The 22803-nt window shown below is 60.2% G+C and carries 20 protein-coding genes; 9 read left to right on the top strand and 11 right to left on the bottom strand.

Annotated features, from left to right (window positions below; genetic code table 11):
* Nucleotides 1-65: 65 nt before the first annotated feature.
* Nucleotides 66-1361: a serine hydroxymethyltransferase gene (gene glyA / locus Q0792_RS08890; RefSeq protein ID WP_298839127.1), complete on the bottom strand. Its 1296-nt coding sequence runs from the start codon at nucleotides 1359-1361 to the stop codon at nucleotides 66-68.
* Nucleotides 1362-1570: 209 nt separating this feature from the next.
* On the opposite strand from glyA, the gene Q0792_RS08885 reads away from it, so the two are divergent.
* The 3 genes from Q0792_RS08885 to Q0792_RS08875 all read left to right on the top strand — a co-directional run bounded on the left by Q0792_RS08885 (nucleotide 1571) and on the right by Q0792_RS08875 (nucleotide 3873).
* A complete protein-coding gene (locus Q0792_RS08885; RefSeq protein ID WP_298839124.1) occupies nucleotides 1571-2332 on the top strand; it encodes an NAD kinase in 762 nt (253 codons plus the stop codon).
* Nucleotides 2332-3540, top strand: a complete 1209-nt coding sequence (locus tag Q0792_RS08880) for a Coenzyme F420 hydrogenase/dehydrogenase, beta subunit C-terminal domain (RefSeq protein WP_298841796.1) — start codon at nucleotides 2332-2334, stop codon at nucleotides 3538-3540. The genes Q0792_RS08885 and Q0792_RS08880 overlap by 1 nt, the downstream gene beginning before the upstream one ends.
* A gap of 123 nt (nucleotides 3541-3663) precedes the next feature.
* Entirely contained in the window at nucleotides 3664-3873 is a 210-nt protein-coding gene (locus Q0792_RS08875; protein WP_298839122.1) for a CsbD family protein, read from the top strand.
* A gap of 70 nt (nucleotides 3874-3943) precedes the next feature.
* Here Q0792_RS08875 and Q0792_RS08870 read toward each other — a convergent pair whose 3' ends face one another.
* The 7 genes from Q0792_RS08870 to Q0792_RS08840 all read right to left on the bottom strand — a co-directional run bounded on the left by Q0792_RS08870 (nucleotide 3944) and on the right by Q0792_RS08840 (nucleotide 11757).
* Nucleotides 3944-4507: an SCO family protein gene (locus Q0792_RS08870; protein ID WP_298839121.1), complete on the bottom strand. Its 564-nt coding sequence runs from the start codon at nucleotides 4505-4507 to the stop codon at nucleotides 3944-3946.
* The gene (locus tag Q0792_RS08865; protein ID WP_298839120.1) at nucleotides 4507-5067 is read right to left on the bottom strand and encodes a hypothetical protein; all 561 of its coding nucleotides are present in this window, start codon (nucleotides 5065-5067) and stop codon (nucleotides 4507-4509) included. Before Q0792_RS08865 ends, Q0792_RS08870 begins: the two co-directional genes overlap by 1 nt.
* On the bottom strand, nucleotides 5064-5522 hold the full coding sequence (locus Q0792_RS08860; protein ID WP_298839119.1) for a hypothetical protein: 459 nt from the start codon (nucleotides 5520-5522) through the stop codon (nucleotides 5064-5066). The genes Q0792_RS08865 and Q0792_RS08860 overlap by 4 nt, the downstream gene beginning before the upstream one ends.
* A 505-nt stretch (nucleotides 5523-6027) precedes the next feature.
* Entirely contained in the window at nucleotides 6028-6804 is a 777-nt protein-coding gene (locus tag Q0792_RS08855; RefSeq protein WP_298839118.1) for a VPLPA-CTERM sorting domain-containing protein, read from the bottom strand.
* Nucleotides 6805-7044: 240 nt separating this feature from the next.
* A complete protein-coding gene (locus tag Q0792_RS08850) occupies nucleotides 7045-8940 on the bottom strand; it encodes a propionyl-CoA synthetase (RefSeq protein WP_298839117.1) in 1896 nt (631 codons plus the stop codon).
* A gap of 133 nt (nucleotides 8941-9073) precedes the next feature.
* On the bottom strand, nucleotides 9074-9334 hold the full coding sequence (locus Q0792_RS08845) for a hypothetical protein (RefSeq protein ID WP_298839116.1): 261 nt from the start codon (nucleotides 9332-9334) through the stop codon (nucleotides 9074-9076).
* Between the two features lie 149 nt (nucleotides 9335-9483).
* Nucleotides 9484-11757, bottom strand: coding sequence for an NADP-dependent malic enzyme (locus tag Q0792_RS08840; RefSeq protein ID WP_298839115.1), 2274 nt, complete (start codon nucleotides 11755-11757; stop codon nucleotides 9484-9486).
* Between the two features lie 278 nt (nucleotides 11758-12035).
* On the opposite strand from Q0792_RS08840, the gene Q0792_RS08835 reads away from it, so the two are divergent.
* From Q0792_RS08835 to Q0792_RS08810, 6 genes are all read left to right on the top strand, one after another.
* Complete coding sequence (locus Q0792_RS08835) at nucleotides 12036-13121, top strand: cupin domain-containing protein (RefSeq protein WP_298839113.1); 1086 nt, start codon at nucleotides 12036-12038, stop codon at nucleotides 13119-13121.
* Nucleotides 13122-13204: 83 nt separating this feature from the next.
* A complete protein-coding gene (locus Q0792_RS08830; RefSeq protein WP_298839111.1) occupies nucleotides 13205-13594 on the top strand; it encodes a cytidine deaminase in 390 nt (129 codons plus the stop codon).
* Nucleotides 13594-14904, top strand: coding sequence for a thymidine phosphorylase (locus Q0792_RS08825; protein ID WP_298839108.1), 1311 nt, complete (start codon nucleotides 13594-13596; stop codon nucleotides 14902-14904). Before Q0792_RS08830 ends, Q0792_RS08825 begins: the two co-directional genes overlap by 1 nt.
* Entirely contained in the window at nucleotides 14904-16097 is a 1194-nt protein-coding gene (locus Q0792_RS08820) for a phosphopentomutase (RefSeq protein ID WP_298839105.1), read from the top strand. Before Q0792_RS08825 ends, Q0792_RS08820 begins: the two co-directional genes overlap by 1 nt.
* Nucleotides 16098-16178: 81 nt before the next feature.
* Complete coding sequence (gene upp, locus Q0792_RS08815; protein WP_298839104.1) at nucleotides 16179-16811, top strand: uracil phosphoribosyltransferase; 633 nt, start codon at nucleotides 16179-16181, stop codon at nucleotides 16809-16811.
* 86 nt (nucleotides 16812-16897) lie between these two features.
* Entirely contained in the window at nucleotides 16898-17689 is a 792-nt protein-coding gene (locus Q0792_RS08810; protein ID WP_298839102.1) for a hypothetical protein, read from the top strand.
* Between the two features lie 14 nt (nucleotides 17690-17703).
* Here Q0792_RS08810 and Q0792_RS08805 read toward each other — a convergent pair whose 3' ends face one another.
* From Q0792_RS08805 to Q0792_RS08795, 3 genes are all read right to left on the bottom strand, one after another.
* On the bottom strand, nucleotides 17704-18717 hold the full coding sequence (locus tag Q0792_RS08805) for a hypothetical protein (RefSeq protein WP_298839100.1): 1014 nt from the start codon (nucleotides 18715-18717) through the stop codon (nucleotides 17704-17706).
* 80 nt (nucleotides 18718-18797) lie between these two features.
* Nucleotides 18798-20426, bottom strand: coding sequence for an AMP-binding protein (locus Q0792_RS08800; protein WP_298839098.1), 1629 nt, complete (start codon nucleotides 20424-20426; stop codon nucleotides 18798-18800).
* A gap of 177 nt (nucleotides 20427-20603) precedes the next feature.
* Nucleotides 20604-22802 (bottom strand): 3-hydroxyacyl-CoA dehydrogenase NAD-binding domain-containing protein, encoded by a 2199-nt coding sequence (locus Q0792_RS08795; protein ID WP_298839096.1) that lies wholly within the window; start codon nucleotides 22800-22802, stop codon nucleotides 20604-20606.
* Nucleotide 22803 lies beyond the last annotated feature (1 nt).

Raw genomic sequence — 22803 nt, 5'->3', positions numbered from 1 at the left:
TCACAATGAAAATGGCCCCGCATCGGCGAAGCGGAGCCATTTCAGCTGTAAATCTGCAAAAACGATCAGAGGTTGGGGTACATCGGAAAACGCGCACAGAGTTCTGCGACTTCGGCTTTTACCTTCTCTTCGACGGCGGCATTGCCGTCCTCGCCATTGGCTGCCAGACCGTCCACCACTTCGATAATCCAGTCTGCGATCTGCCGGAACTCAGGCTCGCCAAAGCCACGCGTCGTCCCTGCCGGGGAGCCGAGGCGGATACCGGATGTGACCATCGGTTTCTCGGGATCGAACGGCACGCCGTTTTTGTTGCAGGTAATATGCGCGCGACCCAGCGCTTTTTCGGTCGCGTTGCCTTTCACACCTTTGGGGCGCAGGTCTACGAGCACCACATGCGTATCAGTGCCGTGGGTTACCGTATCCAGTCCACCTTTGATCAGCTGATCGCTGAGTGCCTGTGCATTGGTGACGACCTGCTGAATATAGCTTCTGAACTCAGGGCGCAGCGCTTCTCCAAAGGCCACCGCTTTTGCCGCGATTACATGCATCAGTGGCCCGCCCTGGATGCCCGGGAAGATCGCAGAGTTGAACTTTTTCGCCAGCGCCTCGTCATTTGTCAGGATCATGCCGCCGCGTGGGCCGCGCAGGGTTTTATGGGTCGTCGTTGTCGCCACGTGTGCATGGGGAAAGGGCGAGGGATGTTCGCCTGCCGCCACGAGACCGGCAAAATGCGCCATGTCCACATGCAGATAGGCGCCGACGCTGTCTGCGATTTCACGCATCTTTGCAAAGTCGATCTGGCGCGGGATTGCAGAGCCGCCGGCGATGATCAGTTTCGGCTGGTGCTCGTGGGCAAGGTTTGCAACCTGTTCGTAGTCCAGCATGTTGTCCTCTTTGCGGACGCCGTACTGCACGGCGTTGAACCACTTGCCGGACTGGTTGGGCCGCGCGCCGTGGGTCAGGTGTCCGCCTGCGTCCAGCGACATGCCGAGGATTGTATCGCCCGGTTGCAGAAGCGCCTGAAAGACCCCCTGGTTGGCCTGGCTGCCCGAATTGGGCTGGACGTTTGCAAAATCACAGCCAAAGAGCTTGCAGGCCCGTTCAATGGCCAGGTTTTCCGCCACATCAACGAACTGGCAGCCGCCATAGTAACGGCGCCCCGGGTAGCCTTCGGCGTATTTGTTGGTCATGACCGAGCCCTGGGCCTCCAGAACAGCGGCCGAAACGATGTTCTCAGAAGCAATCAGTTCGATCTCGTCGCGCTGACGTCCCAGTTCGTCGGTGATAGAGCCGAAAAGTTCCGGGTCACGGTCTGCAAGGCGTTCGGTGAAAAATCCGGGTGTGCGGTGCGGGGCGTTCATGGGGCAGTCTCCCTGGCAAAAAGCAGATATGCGCGCCTCATAGCCTAAACATCAAACCGGCAAAAGACGGTAAAGCGACGCCCCGCCGCTTTACCGCGGCATTGACTGAGCGGATCGGAAACCTGAGAACCCGGTTGTTTGGCAGGGCTCTGGTCATGGCGCGCCATATGTGCTTGTTTCAGGGAGATAAACCTGACCGGCGAAAGACCATGCCTGACAAAATCGCCTTTACCGCCAGCCGCGCCGAAGTGGCGCAGACTGCGCGCGCGGCGCTTATCACACGTTATGGCAACGTGGATCCCGAAGAGGCAGAAGTCATCGTAGCACTGGGCGGCGACGGGTTTATGCTGCAGACCCTGCATGCATCGCAGCGGCTTGATGTGCCGGTCTACGGCATGAACCGAGGCACCATCGGCTTTCTGATGAACACCTATTCCGAGACCGACCTGCGCGACCGGCTGGCCGATGCCGAAGAGGCGGTGATCAACCCGCTGAGCATGAAGGCCACGCAGGCGGATGGCACAGTGGTTGAGGCGCTGGCAATAAACGAGGTTTCGCTGCTGCGCGCGGGCCCGCAGGCGGCAAAGCTGAAGATCACTGTCGATGATCGGTTGCGGATGGCCGAACTGGTCTGTGATGGCGCGCTGGTCAGCACACCGGCAGGTTCGACCGCGTACAATTATTCTGCGCACGGGCCTATCCTGCCAATCGGTTCAGAGGTGCTGGCGCTGACAGCGATGAGTGCGTTCCGGCCGCGGCGTTGGCGTGGCGCACTGCTGCCCAAAGACGCCACAGTGCGTTTCGATGTGCTGGAGCCTGAAAAGCGGCCCGTTATGGCCGAGGCTGATGCCAAGTCCGTGACAGGTGTGGTTACCGTGGAAATCCGTTCTGAGCCGTCTGTCGCGCACCGGATTCTCTTTGATCCGGGTCACGGCCTCGAAGAGCGGCTGATCAATGAGCAGTTCACGTGATCATAACACCCGCGTTTGAGGCCCCCGCACCGCGGGGACTCTGCACGGACTGCGGAATTTCCCGCATGAAGAATGCCAGAGACTGCGGGCGGGCGTGCCAGTTCATTGCGCCGGATTATGCGGGCATGGAAACCCTCATACACGGACGTCAGCGCGGCACAGGTGACGAGCGTTTCTTTGGGCCCTTTCAGGCGATGTACCGGGCCCGCATGACGTCCCCCGCTGCTGGTGCGCAGTGGACAGGGATCACGACTGCACTGGGCGCGCAGCTGCTGGCAGCCGGTACGGTTGACGCAGTTCTGACCATGGTGCCCGACGCACAGGACAAGTGGCGACCTGTGCCCGCGCTGATCACGGATGCAGCCGGCATGGAGCAGGCACGGGGCATGCGCATGGGATATGCGCCTCTGCTGGCCTTGCTGGAGGAGGCGCAGGAACGCGGTTTTTCGCGGCTGGCTGTGATCGGTATCCCCTGCCAGATCTACGCGTTGCGCAGGCTTGAGGAAGCTCTGGGCCTTGATGCGCTTTTTGTTATCGGAACACCCTGTTCAGACAACACCACCACGGAGAACTTTCACCGGTTTCTTGCGTTGCTGGATGAGGATCCGGACAGCATCACCTATCTGGAATTTCGGGCAGATTACCGGGTGGAGCTGCGGTATGCGGACGGGCGGGTGCGCATGATCCCGTTCCTGTCGCTTCCCATTTCGGATCTGCCTCAGGACTTCTTTCCGCTGACCTGCCGGACCTGTGTCGACTACACCAACGCGCTGGCGGATATTACGGTAGGGTACATGGGTGGCGAGGGCGATCAGTGGCTGCTGGTGCGTAACGCGCGCGGTGCAGAGATGCTGGCGTCGCTGGGAGACAGGATCGAGCTGAGCGCGCCCGGATCAGCGGGCAGACGCGCCGGCGCGGTCAGAGGATTTATCGCCAATACCGCACGTGCGGCAGGCGGGCTGCCGCTGCGTCGCATGCCGGACTGGCTGCGTCCCGTGGTCAGCTGGCTGCAGCCGAGGACAGGTCCGAGAGGTCTTGAATTCGCACGCGCGCGTCTGGAAATGAAAGCTGCAGAAACCATTCTGCACCTGCGCCGGCAGATGCCGGCCCGGATGAAGAACATGATCCCGGATCACGTCTGGCGCATCGCCGCACCCTACGACCTGGAGCCGCAGCCCGGTGAACGGCAGGATGATCGTTCATCCTAGGCCCGGGCTGAATTTTTTTTATATTTTCCGGAACTCTGAGCGCCTTTGGCACGTTCTTACTCCAAGAGCATGTGATGCGCATGTGCTTGGCTCAACTGAGACGACATGACGAAGGAGAGACCAATGAACTGGGACATCATCAAAGGCAACTGGTCGCAGATGACCGGCGACATCAAAGCAAAATGGGGCGAGCTGACGGAAGACGAGATTTCCGAAGTCAGCGGCGAACGCGAAAAGTTCGTCGGCCTCATTCAGGAGAAATATGGATATGCGAAATCCGATGCCGAGCATCAGGTGGACGCATTTTTCCGTGATGTGAAAAACGCGGCATAACGCCGGACCTGCATCAGACGTTTAACGAGTAACACAGGGCGGCCCCGCAAAGGGTCGCCCTTTTTCCGTGTTACGAGCCATCCGGTGAGAGATAGGTACGCAGAATTGTGGCCGTCTCGTCAACGCTGAGTACCGGTGGCAACAGCGTGAGCAGCCGGCCGTCGGCATCCAGCAGATGTACGAAGCTGCCGTGCGAATAAATCCAGCCGTACTCGGGATCCTGAAACAGCGGCTCGACCTCGACTGAAAAAGCATCCCAGGCTGATTTCAGGGCTTCGGGCTCGCCTGTCAGACCAACGAAATCCGGGTGAATTTCTGCAAGAGGTGCCCCCATCGTGCCAACCCGGTCCTGGTCCGGCGCCACGGTAATCATCACAGGCGTGACGCTTATCCCGTCCTCGGCGAGGGTGTCCACGACGCCTGCCATGGCCGGCAGGGCAGCGGAACAGATGTTCTGACAGTTTGCATAGCCGAAAAACAGCAGTTGCGCCCGCCCGTCAGGGTCGGCCTCGGTCCTGGTCTGACCATACTGATCGGTCAGCTTGAACGGGCCACCGATGTCGAATGGCAGTGGTGTGCCTGCCACCAGCGGGCCACTCACCAGCAGAGCCGCCAGCAGGGCCCGGATGATCATCAGAAATTCTCCGCGGCATAGGCGGCATCGGCTTCGGTACCGAGGCCAAGATAGCCCTCACGTTCTGTCACCTCTCTGATCCGCGGATCGCGCCGGAACCAGGGGCCTTTGCCCTTGGCTTCGGGGTATTTCTTCGCCCACTTCTTGGTCCAGGTGTTGGCTTTGATCCAGTCGGCATCACCGGCTTTGATGCGCTGCACCAGGTAAATGTTATTTGCTGCGAGGTCCTCGTCTTCGATCATCAGACCGTCCACCTCGATCACCTGGGCACAGAAAGGCAGGAGTTCTTCGGCCGCACCGGTAAAGGCGGGCTGGCTGTTTTTCATCGGCAGAACCAGCACGTCATCTGCCGTGCGGACCAGACCCAGCTGGCGCGCGCCATCACCGCAGTTTGCCGGGCAGTCGCCGGTCAGTTCGCACAGAACATCGACGACGGTGGCCTCAAACCGGGCAGGCACTTCGGCATAGAGGTTCCAGGTTTTTGCCTCGGAACCTTCGGAAAAGTCCTGGGCTGTCAGCGGGCTGGCGACAAACGCCAGAAGGGTCAGAAGTTTTCTCATTTGTTCGGATCCGGGAATGAAAAAGGTGGCACGGTGCCATAATCCTCGTGGGTGGTATTGACGATATCCATGTCGCTGATGACTTCGCTCACCACCAGATAGTTCAGGCCGTCGCGTTCGTAGAGCATGCCGTCGGCTGTGACCGTGTGGGCCGCGAGACTGAGCTGGGTGTCTCCGCTTGCGGAGCCTGCGTCCTGTTCAATTTTGAGCACCATATAAACCGTGCCGTCTTCTGCCAGCAGTCCCACCGGAATTCCGCCGGCCGAACACCAGAGCGCGCAGGTGTGGTGTGCCGAGCCGACAACCGCATCGGGGCCGCCCATCACGCCCGAATAGTAACACCACGTGTCGATGATCTCGCCTGTGACCTGGATGCGTGTCCCCTCTGATGCCGCTGCCGGGAGGGCGAGTGGCGCCAGCATAACCGCCAGGGCTGCCTTGAATTTTCCGCGCATATTTATTCCTCTCTGATGCCTCCAGCCTGACAATGCGTCTGCCACCGGTCAACATAAATGCTTGTGCCGCCCGATCACATTTTTCAGGTGATCCTGTCGCGCGCGGATATCTGCTCATTTCATGCCCTTTGGTTTCCGGCGGTCGGCGAGACGCCGCGGGCGTTTCTGACGGGTCAGGAAAGGCTGTTGCGGAGGTTCTGGCGGGTGCTGAAAACCGGCCGTCATCCCAGTGGTCTGATGTGTGGCTGCACGTGTCACCGGGTCCGAACAGGGGGTCAGCCGGCGGTCCGGTTGCGCACTTTGATCGGGACGGCCTGCGCGGGTTGCCGCCCGCATCGAGGTCAATTCTGAATGTCTGGGGATGCCTGATACCTTTACTTTCCGACACTTCCGGCGGCGGTATCTATCGGCTGTACCCGTTCCGGACGGAGATTGGAACGGGTGTCGGAAAGAAGAAAGGGCGCCCCGATCCGGAGCGCCCCCTCAGCTGCATTCTGTCAGCAGATCAGGCTGCTTTACGCTTTTTGCGACCCATGGCGCCAAGACCTGCAACGCCTGCGATCAGCATCCACGCTGCTGCGGGCAGCGGTGTCGGGATCAGATCTGCGTTGATATCGCCTTTTCCGGATGATCTGACGCTCCATGACGGCGCTGCAACCCGAGCAGCGAAATCAGAAACCGGCGCTGAGACGAGTGTATAGTCGTACCACAGCGAAACACCCAGCGCGTCGTCCAGCAACAGTGCGTTGGCATTGATGCCTGCCTGTGTCTGGTGGCCGCTGTTGTTTGCCAAAGACCAGACGTATCCGGCAAGAGCGCCCGTGCCCGTGATGGTACCTTTGTCAAGATTGAAGTAGTCCCAGGCCGTTGGATCCAGATCACCGTCGGCAATCAGCTTTTTGGTGTTGTCTGCATCGCAGCCCTGATCGATGCTGCCAAGGAACTGGCAGTACGCACCTTTGGGGCCGATCTCCGAACGAGTAAAGCTCAGCTCGAAGTCAAACGTCAGACCCGATGAACCCGTGTTCGTTGCGGAGCCGGACATAGTGGCTTTTCCGTCTTCAACAACCATGCGGCTGTCTGCGCTGGCAGACCAGTGAATGTTCACGCCCGAACCGGTGACGTGGTTACTGTAAAATGTGCGGGGCTGCTTGACCTCGCCGATATTGTAGTCAGTCAGGTAGTACACGTCGTCTTCGAGGTTATGTACTGTTCCCGCAAATGTTGCCACAGGCGCTGCAAGCAGCAGGGCCGCGGCCGCTATGATACTTTTGTAAACCATTTAATTTCCTTACTTCGTCCCATTTTTGCCGTTTTTTTGTGTGGTGAGGAGACGTGAAGGCAGGGTCTGAAACAAGAACGAAGTGTTAAAAAACCGAAAACGTGAACGGTTTTCTACCCCGACGGGAGAAGGCAGGAAACAATCCCGCAAAATGTTCTAGTTTGACGAGACATCGTTTCGAAAACGCGTCTGTACGGTGTGTTCGCGTTGATTCGAAATCACCGCAATGCGGCAATAGCCTCAGCCGTCGCTGGCGTAGCCGATGGTTTGCAGAGCATCGCGTATCTCGTCCAGAATGACCGGATCGTCGATCGTGGCCGGCATTCGGAATGGCTGGTTGTCAGCGATTTTGACAACGGTCGCCCGCAGAATTTTCCCTGATCTCGTCTTTGGCAACCGGTTGACCACCAGCGCGTTACGGAACGCCGCAACGGGGCCGATTTTCTCGCGCACCAGTTTCACGCACTCTGCAGTGATTTCATCGTGCGGGCGGTTCACACCGGTTGTCAGACACAGCAGGCCCAGCGGAGCCTGTCCTTTGAGCGCGTCTGACACGCCGACAACAGCGCATTCCGCAACGTCCGGGTGGCCGGCCAGAACTTCTTCCATCGCGCCGGTCGAGAGCCTGTGACCCGCCACGTTGATGACATCATCGGTGCGGGCCATGATGTAGAGGTACCCGTCCTCGTCGATCATGCCGGCATCGCCGGTTTCGTAATAGCCCGGGAAGGTGGTCAGGTAGCTTTTGCGGAAGCGGTCGGTGGCGTTCCAGAGGGTCGGCAATGTGCCCGGCGGCAATGGAAGCTTCACGGCGATGGCGCCCAGTTCACCGGGTTTCATCGGGTGCCCGGCCTCGTCAAGAATCTGAACGTCGTAGCCGGGCATTGCCACAGTGGGTGAGCCGACCTTGACAGGCAGTGCTTCGAGGCCCGCCGGATTGCCGGCAATGGTATAGCCGGTCTCGGTCTGCCACCAGTGGTCATAGACAGGCACGCCCAGCAGATCGCCTGCCCACTCAATTGTATCCGGGTCAGCCCGTTCTCCAGCCAGATAGAGCGCACGCAGACCTGACAGATTGTACTTCTGGCGCTCGAGCCCTTTTGGGTCCTCACGTTTCACAGCGCGAATGGCCGTAGGTGCCGTAAAGAAACTGCGCACATTGTGTTCAGCGATAACGCGCCAGAACGTGCCGGCATCCGGCGTTCCGACAGGCTTGCCCTCGAACACAACAGTCGTGTTGCCGTGGATCAGCGGCGCGTAACAGATATAGCTGTGCCCCACGACCCAGCCCACATCTGAAGCGGCCCAGAAGACATCACCCGGATCGACATTGTAGATGTTTTTCATGGTCCAGTGCAGCGCCACGAGGTGTCCGCCAGTGGGGCGCACCACGCCTTTGGGGGCGCCGGTGGTGCCGGATGTATAGAGGATATAGGCGGGATGATTGCCCTCGACCGGAACGCAGTCCGCAGGTTCAACGCCTTCCTGAGCTGCGTGCCAGTCCAGATCGCGGCCCGGGATCAGCTCTGCCATCGCCTGTTCGCGCTGCAGGATAATGCAGACGTCGGGCTTGTGGGCGGCCATGTCGATTGCGCCGTCGAGCAGTGGTTTGTATTCCACGATCCGCCCGGGTTCGATGCCGCAGGATGCTGCCAGGACAGCCTTGGGCGTGCAGTCGTCGATGCGCACAGCCAGTTCGTTTGCGGCAAATCCGCCGAAGACCACCGAGTGAACTGCGCCGATCCGCGCGCAGGCGAGCATTGCGACCAGCGCCTCCGGCACCATAGGCATGTAGATGATCACGCGGTCGCCCTTAGTGACGCCCTGCGCGACAAGCGCACCTGCCAGACCCGCCACCTGTGTCTGCAGCTCTGCATAGGTGGTTGCGGATTTTGCGCCGGTAATCGGACTGTCGTAGATGATCGCTTTCTGATCGCCACGTCCGGCATTCACATGCCTGTCGACGGCGTTCCAGCAGCCGTTGACCATACCATCAGCGAACCATTCATAGAGGTTTTCGCCCAGATCAGTCAGCGCTTTGCGGGGTTTGCGGTCCCAGTCAATGGCCTCAGCGGCGTTCATCCACCAGTTTTCGGGATCGTCAAGGCTGGCCTGATAGGTTTGCTTGTAATTCACGCTGTGCCTCCCCCGGTCGCTTCTGGCGCTATGGTTACGCCCTTGGACAGGGGGAGAGCAAGTCCTGCGTCAGTTGGTCACAAGGCGGGGGCACGGCCGGGCACAGGGAAAGGCTCCGGCCTGGGCATGCCGGTCAGAAGTCGACACGCCGATCCTGTTTCGCCAGACGCACAGCCGCTTCGCAACTGCCCGGGCTTGCAGGAAGACACTGGAACCACATGCCGCGTACGCGCACGCTGCTGGTATCGAATGTGCGGCTGCCGCTGGTAACCGTCTGTGTGCGCAGCGGGTAGACCTGGCCATCCACAGTATAGGTGGACGTGCGTTCGTTGCTCACAGAAGCGCAGGCGGCCAGTGCCGAAAAACTCAGGATCAGAAAAATTCTCAGAAACATCGGATAAACTCCAGACCAACCACTTGTATAACCGGAGATAGAGAGCTTGTCGCCTGCGGCAACCCCACGCAGGGTCACACAAGCGTGCGTCTGCCCGTGCCCCGTCAGGCCCCGAAGGGACCGGCAGGATGAGCAGGACAGGCGCGTGATCAGCCGTAAACGTCGACGGGTGTACCCGCGATGGCCGAGACATTCAGCAACCCGCGCGCGGTAATCGACTGAGAAACGATATGAGCCTTGTTGCCCATGCCCATCAGAATCGGTCCGACCTCGAGCCCACCACCCTTCATCTTGAGAATGTTGCGTACGCCAGAAGCTGCGTCCGCATGGGCAAACACCAGCACATTCGCGGCACCTTCCATCCGGTTGCCGGGAAGGATGCGGGCACGCAGTTCCGGATCAAGCGCCGTGTCGATGTTCATCTCGCCTTCATAGCAGAAATCATGGTTGCCCTCGTCGAGCAGTCTGATGGCGGCGCGCAGACGCCCGCCGGTGCCTTCGCCCTTGTTGCCGAACTGGGACTGCGAACAGAATGCGATGCGTGGCTCGATCCCGAAGCGGCGCACGTGGCGCGCAGCGCCGATGGCAATCTCGGCGATCTGTTGCGGGTCAGGGTGCAGGTGCACCTGGGTGTCAGCCACGAAAAGCGGCCCGTCCTCAAGGATCATCATCGACAGCGCGCCCACCGGATGCAGACCGTCCTTGCCAAGCACCTGATTGATATAATTCAGATGCCAGGTGAACTCGCCGAAGGTGCCGCAGATCATGCTGTCGGCCTCCTCGCGGTGCACCATTACCGCCGCGATGGCGGTTGTATTCGTTCGCATGATCGCACGGGCAAGATCGGGCGTGATACCGCGACGGGCCATCAGGTGGTGATACGTTTCCCAGTAGTCCCGGTACCGCGGGTCATTCTCCGGGTTCACAAGATCTACGTGTTCACCAAGCCGGATGGTCAGCCCGGCACGTTCCAGGCGGCTGTTGATCACATCGGGACGACCGATCAGGATCGGGCGTTCGACCGTTTCCTCAAGCACAGCCTGGGCTGCGCGTAACACACGCTCGTCTTCACCTTCTGCGAAAACAATGCGGCGCGTTGCTCCGCGTGCGGCTGCAAATACCGGGCGCATGAACAGGGCTGATTTGAATACGGAGCCATCCAGTTTCTGCCGGTATGCTTCCAGGTTTTCGATGGGGCGTGTTGCGACGCCGGTTTCCATTGCTGCCTGTGCGACAGCCGATGAAACCACGCCCACCAGCCTTGGATCGAAGGGTTTTGGGATGAGGTAGTCTGCCCCGAAAGTGAGTTGCTCACCCTGGTATGCCGCCGCTGCCTCCGCCGAGGTGGTCGCGCGCGCAAGCTCGGCAATCCCGTCAATACAGGCAAGCTGCATCTCATCGTTGATGGTCGTGGCACCAACATCAAGCGCACCTCGGAAAATAAACGGAAAACACAGCACGTTGTTGACCTGGTTCGGAAAATCAGAGCGGCCTGTCGCGATGATGGCGTCGGGGGCAACTTCGCGTGCCAGCTCTGGCAGGATTTCCGGTGTGGGATTGGCCAGGGCAAAGATGATCGGCCTTTTGGCCATCTTCTTGACCATGTCCTGGCTCAGCACGCCCGGCCCCGAAAGGCCGAGGAAAAGATCGGCGTCGTGGATGACGTCATCCAGCGTGCGCAGGTCCGACACCTGGGCGAATTCGGATTTGATGGGGTTCATGTCGACCTCGCGGCCTTCATAAACGAGGCCGTTGATGTCACAGAGCCAGACGTTTTCACGTTTCACACCGAGCTTGAGGAGCATGTTCAGACAGGCAATGCCCGCAGCACCCCCGCCGGTCGAGACGATCTTGATGTCTTCGAATTTTTTGCCCGCAACGTGCAGCGCGTTTTTGGCAGCAGCCCCCACGACAATCGCCGTCCCGTGCTGGTCGTCATGAAATACCGGGATATTCATCCGTTCACGGCAGATGCGTTCAACCGTGAAACAGTCCGGCGCCTTGATGTCCTCGAGGTTGATCGCGCCAAAGGTCGGCTCGAGCGCGCAGACAATATCTGCGAGCTTTTCCGGATCGGTTTCGTCAACCTCGACGTCAAAACAGTCAATTGCCGCGAATTTTTTGAACAGAACTGCCTTACCTTCCATCACAGGTTTCGAGGCAAGTGCTCCGATGTTTCCAAGGCCCAGAACAGCCGTTCCGTTCGACACGACGGCCACAAGATTGCCGCGTGCTGTAAAGCGCGCAGCGGCGGAGGGGTCTTCCTTGATTTCAAGGCAGGCTTCGGCAACGCCGGGCGAATAGGCGCGGGCGAGATCACGACCGTTGGCCAGAGGTTTGGTCGCGCGGATCTCGAGTTTTCCGGGTTTGGGAAATTCGTGATAATCGAGCGCTGCCTGGCGCAGATTCTGGGTGTCGCTCATCTCATGCATCTCCTGCTTCAATAATAGTTTAGCATTAAACTAATCGGGTGATGCCGCCAAGGCGTAGTTTGGCGCGAACCCGTGCCCGGCGGTAATTGTGATCGCTGCCGCGTCGCCTTTCCGGCGCGTATCAGGCGGCGTGCCGGCAGGTGGCACAGCCCGGAGCGAAAGGTACCGACGCCTGGAGACCGCCGGAAATTTCAGGCCACAAGCAGAACGCCCGGCCTTGTCAAAACAGCGGACAGATCGCAGTCTGCGCGGGCGATTGAGAGGTTTAGATGGCTGAGATCAGAGCAGAGGTGGTTCTGCCCACGCAGGAGTTGCGGGCGGATATACCTTTTTTCACAAAGGTGCTGAAGATGCGGATGGATATGATCTATCCGGCTGATGATCCTTCGGTTGCGGTTTTTTCCGGTCACGGCCTGCGCGTTCGTGTTGAAAAAAATGCCGCAGAAGCGCCGGGAACGCTCAGGATACTTACTGAAGAACCGGACCAGTTTGCTGAGGGTCAACGCATTCTCACTGCTCCGAATGGAACCCGCATCGAGATCGTGCCTCTGCACGAACCTCTGGTGATGCCCGAAACTGTGCATTCCTTTGTGGTGCGACGCCTGGCCGATCAGGCACCATGGATTATCGGCCGTGCCGGAATGCACTATCGCGATCTGATCCCGGATCGTCTGGGCGGATCGATTATCGCCAGTCACATCCGGATTCCGGACGGCGGTCCGGTGCCGGACATGGTTCACTATCATACCGTCGGTTTTCAGCTGATCTTCTGTTACCGGGGCTGGGTTGATCTGGTTTACGAAGATCAGGGCGAACCGTTCCGGCTGTTTGCCGGGAACTGTGTCATCCAGCCGCCGGAGATCCGCCACCGGGTGCTTTATGCTTCGGATAATATTGAGGTGATCGAGATAGGTGTTCCGGCAGAACACGTCACGACAATAGATCACGAAATGACATTGCCAAACGGGCCGGCCAACCCGGGTCGTGACTTTCAGGGACAGCGCTTTGTGCATCACCGTGCGGACGACGCGATCTGGGCACCGTTTCGCATTCCCGGTTTTCAGAGCCGTGACACAACGATCGCGCGGCATACGGGCAATGTGGCGGGTGTGCATGTGGTCAGACCAGCGGGCGGGCCGTCGCCGCAGACGAGGCACGACAGCGATATCCTGTTCACGTTTGTGATGGAGGGGCGCATGACGCTGACCGCAGAGGGACGTGACCCACATCTGCTGGAAGCAGGCGATGCCTTTGTGGTCCCGCCAGGAATGGCTGTCGGTTACGAGGATCCTTCCGAAGATCTGGAATTGCTGGAGGTTTCGCTGCCCGGCGTGTTCGAAACATCTCTGATCTGACTCAGAAAAGAGACCTCCGGCTCTTGCAAAGCGGGAAGCACGGCGACAGGCTGGTGATCTGACATGCAACAGGATGCACAGTTATGAGCCTGCAGAAAGCCGCGACAGAGGTGCGCGAAAACGCCTATGCGCCATATTCCGGTTTCCAGGTCGGTGCGGCTGTGCGCGGCGCATCGGGAGAGATCTACGTGGGCTGCAACGTCGAGAATGTCGCCTATCCCGAAGGGACCTGCGCCGAGGCGGGAGCCATTGCCGCGATGGTTGCTGCTGGTGAGACGCAACTGACCGAAGCCTATGTTATTGCCGGTTCACCAACGCCTGTCACACCCTGCGGCGGATGTCGCCAGAAGCTCGCAGAGTTTGCGTCGGCTGATGCTGTCGTTACTATGGCAACGACCGGTGGTGCAGAGCAGTCCACGACGGTGGGTGACCTGTTGCCAGGCGTTTTCAGCGCAAGCCATATGGACCGCTGATGCCCGGCGCGCGCAACATTCTGGGGCGTCTCAGGCATGGATTGCCACTGGATGATGATGCGTTGGGCTGGATGGCTCAGGGGCTGGCCGACGGATCGGTCAGCGATGCTCAGGCGGGGGCTTTTGCCATGGGCATCTGTGCGCGCGGACTTGATGAGGCGGGACGTGTGGCACTGACGCTCGCGATGCGTGACAGCGGCAAGGTGCTGGACTGGAATCTGGACGGGCCTGTACTGGATAAACACTCAACGGGCGGCGTGGGTGACTGTGTGTCGCTTTTGCTGGCCCCGGCACTCGCTGCCTGTGGGGCCTGGGTTCCGATGATTTCGGGTCGTGGCCTGGGGCATACCGGAGGTACGCTGGACAAGCTTGATGCAATTCCCGGCCTGATCACACAGCACGAAGAATCGCGGTTTCGCCAGATTGTTGCCGAAGCGGGATGCGCCATCGTTGGCGCAAGCGCCGACGTCGCGCCTGCAGACAGGCGCCTCTACGCGGTGCGCGATGTAACTTCGACAGTCGACAGTCTTGATCTGATCACAGCGTCCATCCTGTCCAAAAAGCTGGCAGCCGGTCTTGATGGGCTGGTGCTGGATGTAAAGACCGGCAGCGGCGCGTTTATGAAGGATACCAAAGCGGCCAGAAAACTGGCTCATGCGCTGGTCACAACCGCAAACGCGGCGGGCTGTCCGACCACAGCTGTGATCAGCGACATGAGCCAGCCGCTGGCTCCGTCGCTCGGAAATGCGCTGGAAGTGGCCGAGGTGGTTGCAGTGCTGAACGGCGACAAAAGAGGCCCGCTGGTCGAGATTTCTGCAGCTCTGGGGGGCGTTTTGCTGGCCAATGCCGGCGTCGTCGACGACGTCCAGACCGGTGCTGATGCGATTGATGACGCGATCCGTGACGGGCGCGCGGCAGAGCGGTTTGGTCGTATGGTTGCGGCAATGGGCGGACCGGTGAAATTTCTGGAAAACAGCGGTCGTTTTCTGCCTGAAGCCACGGTGATCCGCGAGATCACAGCGCGCAAAGGCGGCTACGTCAGCGCCATTGATGGCGAGGCGCTGGGAATGGCTGTTGTGGCGCTGGGCGGGGGACGCCGGGTGGAAACTGACAGGATTGACCCCGCTGTCGGAATCGCGGGCGTTGTCCGGCTTGGCGAGCGGGTTTCGCGCGGCCAGCCGCTGGCGGTGGTTCACGCGGCACGTCCGGAGGCTGCGGATGCCGCTGCGGCTGCGGTACACGCTGCGGTCCGGATTGATGAGGAGGCGCCTGACAGTCTGCCGGCGCTGATCCTTGAAAGGATCGGCTGATGGCGCGGGCTTTTCTGGTTGTCATGGATTCTGTTGGCATCGGTGGTGCCCCGGACGCTGATCTGTTTTTCAACGGCAAGGTGCCCGACACCGGGGCAAACACGATAGCTCACATAGCCGAGGCCTGCGCCCGCGGAGAAGCCACAGGGGGGCGGTTCGGCCCCCTGATGATGCCGAACCTCGACCGGCTGGGACTGGGACGCGCCGTGCATCTGGCAAGCGGCGTCACCGCACCCGGCCTAGGGCGCGAACCGGTCGGGCTCTGGGGGGCTGCCACGGAGGTATCACGCGGTAAAGACACACCTTCCGGACACTGGGAACTTGCGGGATTACCGGTGCCATGGGACTGGCACTATTTTCCCGACGAAACGCCTGCTTTCCCCGACGATATTGTCCGGCGGGTCTGCGAAATCTCGGGCGCGGATGGTATCCTGGGCAACTGCCACGCCTCGGGCACGGCAATCATCGGAACCTGCGGCCCGGACCATATCCGCACAGGCAGGCCGATCTGCTACACTTCGGCGGATTCGGTTTTTCAGATAGCAGCGCACGAAGAACATTATGGTCTTGAAAAACTGCTGCGCCTTTGTGCGGAACTGGCGCCGGAGCTTCACTCCATGCGTGTCGGCCGTGTTATCGCGAGGCCCTTCACCGGTGATGCGGAGACCGGGTTCCGCCGCACAGGAAATCGCCGGGATTACGCAGTGCAACCGCCGGAGCCATTGCTAACCAACTGGGTGCAGGACGCCGGAGGTCATGTCAGTGCGATTGGCAAGATTGGCGACATCTTTTCAATGACGGGCATAGACGATGTCCGAAAGGGTACCGATTCAGAGCTGATGCGGCATCTGAATGAAGCGGTTGCAACCGCTCCGGAAGGCAGTCTGACCTTTGCAAACTTCGTTGAGTTTGACAGCCTCTTCGGTCACCGCCGCGACGTTTCCGGTTATGCCGGTGCGCTGGAGTGGTTCGATACCGAGATCGGTGATGTGATCGCGGCGCTCCGCCCGGGAGATATGCTGCTTCTGACGGCTGATCACGGCAATGACCCGACCTGGAAAGGGACAGACCATACGCGCGAGCGTGTGCCGGTTCTGATCGCCGGAAAGGGAACCGGGTCGCTGGGATTAATGGGCTTTACGGATGTGGCCGGGCTGGTTGCGCAACATCTGGGCATCGACGTGCCGGTCTGAGGCCATCGTTTCCCGAGCCGGATGTCTTGCAGGCGCAGGTGGATCAGGGATAAACGGAGTGGACCCAGCAAGGAAAAAACCATGTCTGACCATCTGACCGTCGTTGATCACCCGCTTGTACAGCACAAACTGACCATCATGCGGGACCAGCAGACCCCGACGGCCGTGTTCCGGCAGCTTCTGCGCGAAATCAGCCAGCTTCTGGCCTATGAGGTAACGCGTGGTCTGCCGATGACGACCAAGCAGATCGAAACGCCGATGCAGACGATGGATGCACCGACGCTGGACGGCAAAAAACTGGCGCTGATTTCGATCCTGCGGGCCGGCAATGGTCTGCTTGACGGGGTGCTTGAGCTGATCCCGTCGGCCCGGGTGGGATTTGTCGGTCTGTACCGCGATGAAGAGACTCTGAAACCCGTGCAATACTACTTCAAGGTGCCCGAGGGGCTGGATGACCGACTGGTGATTGCAGTTGATCCAATGCTGGCGACCGGCAATTCGTCTGTTGCCGCCATTGATCTGCTGAAAGAGGCCGGTGCCACCAACATACGGTTTCTGTGTCTTCTGGCGGCCCCTGAGGGAATCGCCCGGATGAAGGAAGCGCATCCGGATGTGCCGATTGTCACAGCTGCGGTCGACGAACGCCTGAATGACATCGGTTATATTGTCCCCGGTCTCGGAGACGCCGGTGACAGGATGTTTGGCACAAAATAAACCCGCTGCAGGCGCGCGGAACCCTTTCCGGCGCTTGCCATAGCCCGATGGCTGTTGCATCGTCTCCATATCTTGTGGGGGCAATGATGATACTTACCAGAACTATTGTGGCCAGTGTGCTGGCCCTCGGGGTTGTTACGTCTGCGGGCGGTGTGTTGGCGCAGGAAGCAGTGCGCCCCAGTGAACTGCCGCCGGTGACTTTTCGCGGCAATCAGTTCGCAGACAGCACCGGCTGCGTCTTTACCCGCATTGGTGTCGATGATGCCGTGCGCTGGGCTCCGAGAGTAGACCGCAACCGCCAGCAGATCTGCGGCAGAACGCCGACCTTTGACCCGGCTGAGGCCGTCGCACCACGCACTGAACCGGCGATTGTCCCCGAAGGGGAAGAGGTGGTGATCGTGGTGCCCAGATTGCCATCCGCCGACAGCGAAATTGCCGTAGTTCCGTCGGCCGGGGCGCCGGATGCATCAGTGCCGGCCGTAACCACCCGGACGACAGCAGATGCTGCCCCGGTTGCACCTGTTGCAGCGCCAGCGGCCGCCAGGGCTGCGCCAAAGGCCCCCGCGCCGCGTAAAAAACCTGCTGCGCCAAAACCGCAACCGGCTCAGACGAGCAGCGCGGGTCCGGACCTCGCAGGGGTGGTTGTCACCGCTGAAACCGCTCAGAACCTGGGTGTGGGCGGCACAGTCAGGGTTCTGCCGCGGCATGTTTTTGAGGAACGCCGGGACTTTAAACCGGTGCGCGTGCCCAAGGGGTATCGCAAGGCCTGGAACGATGGCCGGATGAACCCGCGCCGTGCGGAGCAGACACTGCAGGGACATCAGAGAATGCAGGAAATCTGGACCCGCACCACGCCCATGCGCCTTGTTGAGCGCTGAGGCTTCATTCAGGTTCAGCCGCCGCAGATACCCTGCAGGCGGAGCCAGTCTGCGTCGCTCAGGAGTGCAACAGGGTCTTTGCCCGACATCGGATCACCTTCGATCAGTGGCAGGACCGTTTCCCCGGTGATGTCGCGCGCATAGGCGTAGGGCGTACTGCGCAAGGAAACCTTCTCGAAGGCTTCGATCAGGCCGGTCATTTCAGGCTGGGTGCGCTCACCGGTCAGCAGATGCTCGGCATAACGGTCAAGCGTTTCGCCCTCGAGCCTGCCGGTCGTCAGCAACCTGAAGCTCGACCAGGTACCAGTCACATCCAGCAGATCGCGCAGCGGATCGGAGCGACGCGCCATCGCGTGTTCGGCCAGCGCAAAGCCAGCCGCAACATCCGGCTCCTCAAAATCTTCGACCAGCGCGCGGTCCATCAGAATATGGCCGCCCGGCAGGTGCAGGCTGGTTTCGACAATCCCCGGCATCATACTGATCGGCCCGGTGCCAAGCCGCGCCCGCAGCTGGCGCAGCGCGCGCAGGCCTGCAGGATCACTGCACGCCGGCCCGGTCATCCGTTCGATCCGCTGCATCAGCGCATCGCCGATTTCAGCGCGTTTGACCTGGGGCACCACGGAAACGGTGTGGCTGACCAGCGCGCCGGGCAGCCAGAACAGCGCAAGAGCCGCGACAAGTGACAGAGAAAGCAGCATGCCGACCCAGCGCAACCTGCCCGGCCGCGGTCTGGCCCGTTCCACAGCCCGGCGCAGCTTTTCGATGGCATCGATCATCTGCGCTTCTGACGGGTCGAGCTCGAGCGTCTCGCCCGGGTCGCCGTCGGGGTAAAATATTGCCGGACGCTGGCCTGGATTGGTCCGTCGGATTGCAGCAAGAGACCAGTGGGTCAGCGGCTGATCGCGCATGTCAGCGATCGTCAGTGTGGCATCGCCGATGGACACAACAACTTCACGCCGCTGATCCTGCGGCGACGCGCGCCACAGACCGGTTGCCTCGATCCTCGCGTATTTCGTCAGAGCCGTCATTGCGGTTATGTCTGCCCGTTCTCTCTCACAGGCAGTCTAGCACCAGCGCGACCCGTGCGAAACGGCAATGCCGCGCCTCTTCAGAGAGTTTTGGCCAGTTTGCGCAGTTCGAACTTCTGGATTTTACCGGTCGAGGTCTTTGGCAGTTCGCGAAACACGACATGCTTTGGTGCCTTGAAACCCGCCAGCGTCTGACGTGAAAAGGCAATCAGTGCCGCGGCATCGCCGGTAACGCCCGGTTTCAGTTCGACAAAGGCGCAGGGCACTTCGCCCCATTTCTCGTCCGGTTTCGCAACCACCGCCGCCAGCAGCACGTCGTCATGCTCCATCAGCACACCTTCGACCTCGACGGACGAAATGTTCTCGCCCCCGGAGATGATGATGTCCTTGGCCCGGTCCGCGATCTGCAGATAACCGTCTGAATGCTGCACGGCGATGTCGCCGGAATGGAAATACCCGCCGGCAAAGCTCTCACGCGTGGCTTCGGGGTTCTTATAGTAGCCTTTCATTACGGCGTTTCCGCGGATCATAACCTCGCCCTGGGTCTGACCGTCCATAGGAATCTGCTGCATGTTTTCATCCAGGGCAGTGATGTGTTCCATCATCGGGAACGCCACACCCTGACGCGCTTTGACTGCTGCGCGTTCAGGTTTGTCCAGATCGTCCCAGTCAGCCCCGCGCCACAGGCATTCGGTCACATGCCCGTAGGTTTCCGTCAGGCCGTAGACCTGAGTGACGTTAAAGCCCAGAGCTTCGATCTTGGACAGTGTTGCTGGGGCAGGGGGGGCGCCCGCTGTGAAAACCTCGACCAGGTGATCAAAGTCACGGCGTTCCTGATCCGTGGCGTTTACGATCATGTTCAGGACGATTGGCGCGCCACCAAAGTGTGTAACGCCTTCGTCCGCGATGGCGTCGTAGATATTGCCGGCGGTAATGTCCCGGCAGCACACGATTGTGCCCCCCAGCACAGGCATCATCCAGGTGTGGTTCCATCCGTTGCAGTGAAACAGCGGGACGATCGTCAGGTAGACTGGATGCAGTACCATGCGCCAGCTGATGACAGTACCCATCGTCATCAGGTATGCGCCCCGGTGGTGGTGTACAACGCCTTTGGGCCGCCCGGTCGTCCCCGATGTGTAACTGAGCGCAATGCTCTCCCACTCGTCTTCGGGCATCACCCATTCATAGGTCGGGTCACCTTCGGACAGCAGCACCTCATACTCCGTTTGACGGCCTGACGCGGGATATCCCGCAGCGGGGTCTGGCACTTCGATAATCACCGGCGGGGTTCCGTCCATTGCAGCAGCGGCGGCTTCGGCGAGTTCCAGAAACTGAGTGTCGACCAGAGCAACACGCGCTTCCCCATGCGCGAAGATGTAGCTCACGGTATCCGGGTCAAGCCGGGTGTTTATGGTGTTCAGCACGGCGCCGCAGGCAGGTACGCCGAAATGGGCTTCGGCCTGGGCGGGCACATTTGGCAGGATCGTTGCGACCACGTCGCCGGCCCCGACGCCCCGGGCTGCCAGTGCAGAGGCAAGTCTGCTGCACCGGGCGTAATATTCGGAATATGTGACCCGGTGCGCACCGTAGCTGACAGCAGGATGGTCTGCGAAAACACCGGCCGCCCGCCGAAGGTGCGATAACGGTGTCAGTGCCACGTGGTTGGCCGCGCATTTGTCCAGCCCGGTTTCGTCGCTCATCCAGCCCATTTTTTCTCTCCCCAGCCGTTATGACCCGGCGCCGTTCCGCCGCAGCGGCCACGATATTGTTTTTGAGAGGATTGAAAAGCCTGAGTGCGGCATTTCAGGGCGGTTCGCGGTCTGCACTGGCCGGAAAATGCAAAAGGGGGCCTGTGGCCCCCTCAGCGGTTTCAGGTCTGCGGTGCCTCAGGCGGCAGCAGAAGCCGCACCAAAGCGACCGTAAAAGCTCTGGTTCTTCGCTGCCATCTCGCGCAACAGATCCGGACAGGCGAACCGTTCGCCGAAGCTTTCCGTCAGCTGGTCGCAGCGTTCGGCGGCATAGGCCGAACCCAGCATGTCCAGCCAGCTCAGCGGACCACCGGACCAGGGCGCAAAACCCCAGCCAAGAATGGCGCCGACGTCGCCCTCGCGGATATCCATCAGCACGCCCTCTTCCAGCGCGCGGACGGCTTCGAGGGTCTGGGCAAACAACAGCCGGTGTTGAACGTCCACCAGATCGGGTTGTTCGTCGCGCGGCGCATACCTGTCGCGCAGGCCTTCCCAGATGCCCTGACGTCTGCCTTTTTCGTCATAGGCGTAGAATCCGGCATTTGCCTTACGCCCCAGGCGGCCTTCTTCTTCCATCCAGAAGATAACCTCGTCGGCAAAGTCGTCATAGGCATCGCCCATTCCGGCCTTGGTGGCGCGGGCAATTTTCGCGCCAAGGTCGATGGAGGTTTCGTCGGTCAGCTGCAGTGGGCCCAGCGGCATGCCCACCAGTTTGGCCGCGTTCTCGATGAGGGCCGGCTCGACGCCTTCCTTCAGCATCCGCACGCCTTCGTTGACGTAAGGCAGGATGCAGCGGTTGGCGTAGAAAAAGCGCGCATCGTTGACCACGATCGGCGTCTTGCGGATCTGGCGTACGTAATCGAGCGCTTTGGCCACAGCGCGGTCACCTGTGCCCTTGCCTTTGATAATCTCCACCAGCAGCATCTTCTCGACCGGAGAGAAGAAGTGGATACCGATGAACTGATCGGGACGACCAGAGGCTTTGGCCAGATCGGTGATTGGCAGGGTGGAAGTGTTGGAGGCAAAGATGCAGTCCTCCGGGATCACTGCCTCGACCTTTTGCGTCATTTCGGCCTTAACTTTCGGATCCTCGAAAACGGCTTCGATGATGAGGTCACAGTCTTTCAGCGCGTCGAGGTCTGTTGTTGCAGTGATCATCCCCAGCAGCTGTTCTTTCTTCTCGGGCGTGGTCTTTTTGCGCGCGATCCCCTTGTCCGCGAATTTCGCGGTATAGTCGCGGCCCCGGTCAGCAGCTTCCTGTGTCTGGTCGATCAGCACCACTTCGATGCCCGCCTGCGCGGACACAAGACTGATACCGGCACCCATCATCCCGGCGCCCAGAACGCCAAGCTTTTTCACCCTCTGGTCAGCGACGTCTGCAGGGCGCACGGCGCCTTTTTCCAGAGCTTCCTTGTTCACGAACAGCGAGCGGATCATGTTGGAGGAAGACGGGTTCATCAGCACATTGGTGAACCAGCGCGCTTCGATCTTCAGGGCGGTATCGAAAGGCACCAGAGCACCTTCATAGACCGCCGAGAGCAATGCTTTGGCGGCCGGGTATACGCCCTGGGTCTTGCCGTTGACCATCGCGGATGCGCCGACAAAGGTCATGAAACCTGCGGGATGATAGGGCGCACCGCCGGGCATTTTGTATCCCTTTGCATCCCATGGTTTGACCAGGTCGGCCTCTTTGGCCGACAGAACCCAGGCGCGCGCGTCTGCCATCGGATCATCTGACACCTCGTCGATTATTCCTGCGGCTTTCGCTTTTGCAGGGTCCGACAGCCTGCCTTCCAGCAGGAAGGGAGACGCCGCCATGGCACCCATCTTCCGGGTCAGGCGGGTTGTACCGCCTGCACCCGGAAAGATGCCGACCATAATCTCCGGCAGGCCGATTTTGGCCTTCGGGTTGTTGGCCGCGAAAATCCGGTGTGTCGAGAGCGGAATTTCAAGACCGATGCCCAGTGCTGTGCCAGGCAGAACTGTTGCGACAGGCTTGCCGCCCTTCTGGGTTTTGGGATCCATTCCTGCCAGTTCGATTTTCCGCATGATGCGGTGTGCGTTCATAATGCCATCAAACAGGCCCCTGGCAGGATTGTCGCCGGCCATTTCCTTCATCCGTGCGATGACATTCAGATCCATCCCACCGGCAAAGCTGTCTGGTTTTCCGGACGTGATGATGACGCCTCTGACCGCATCATCGGTCAGTGCACTGTCGATCAGCCCTTCGAGATCGTCCCAGGCTTCCAGCGTCATCACATTCATGGATTTGTGTCTGACGTCCCAGGTGATGGTCGCGATGCCTTCGGCATCTGTGTTCATTGTAAAATCGGTCATG

Origin of the sequence: uncultured Roseobacter sp. (assembly GCF_947495025.1) — a bacterium.
Classification (GTDB): domain Bacteria; phylum Pseudomonadota; class Alphaproteobacteria; order Rhodobacterales; family Rhodobacteraceae; genus Roseobacter.
The sequence above is the reverse complement of the archived record's forward strand: the minus strand, read 5'-3'. Positions and strand labels throughout refer to the sequence as shown.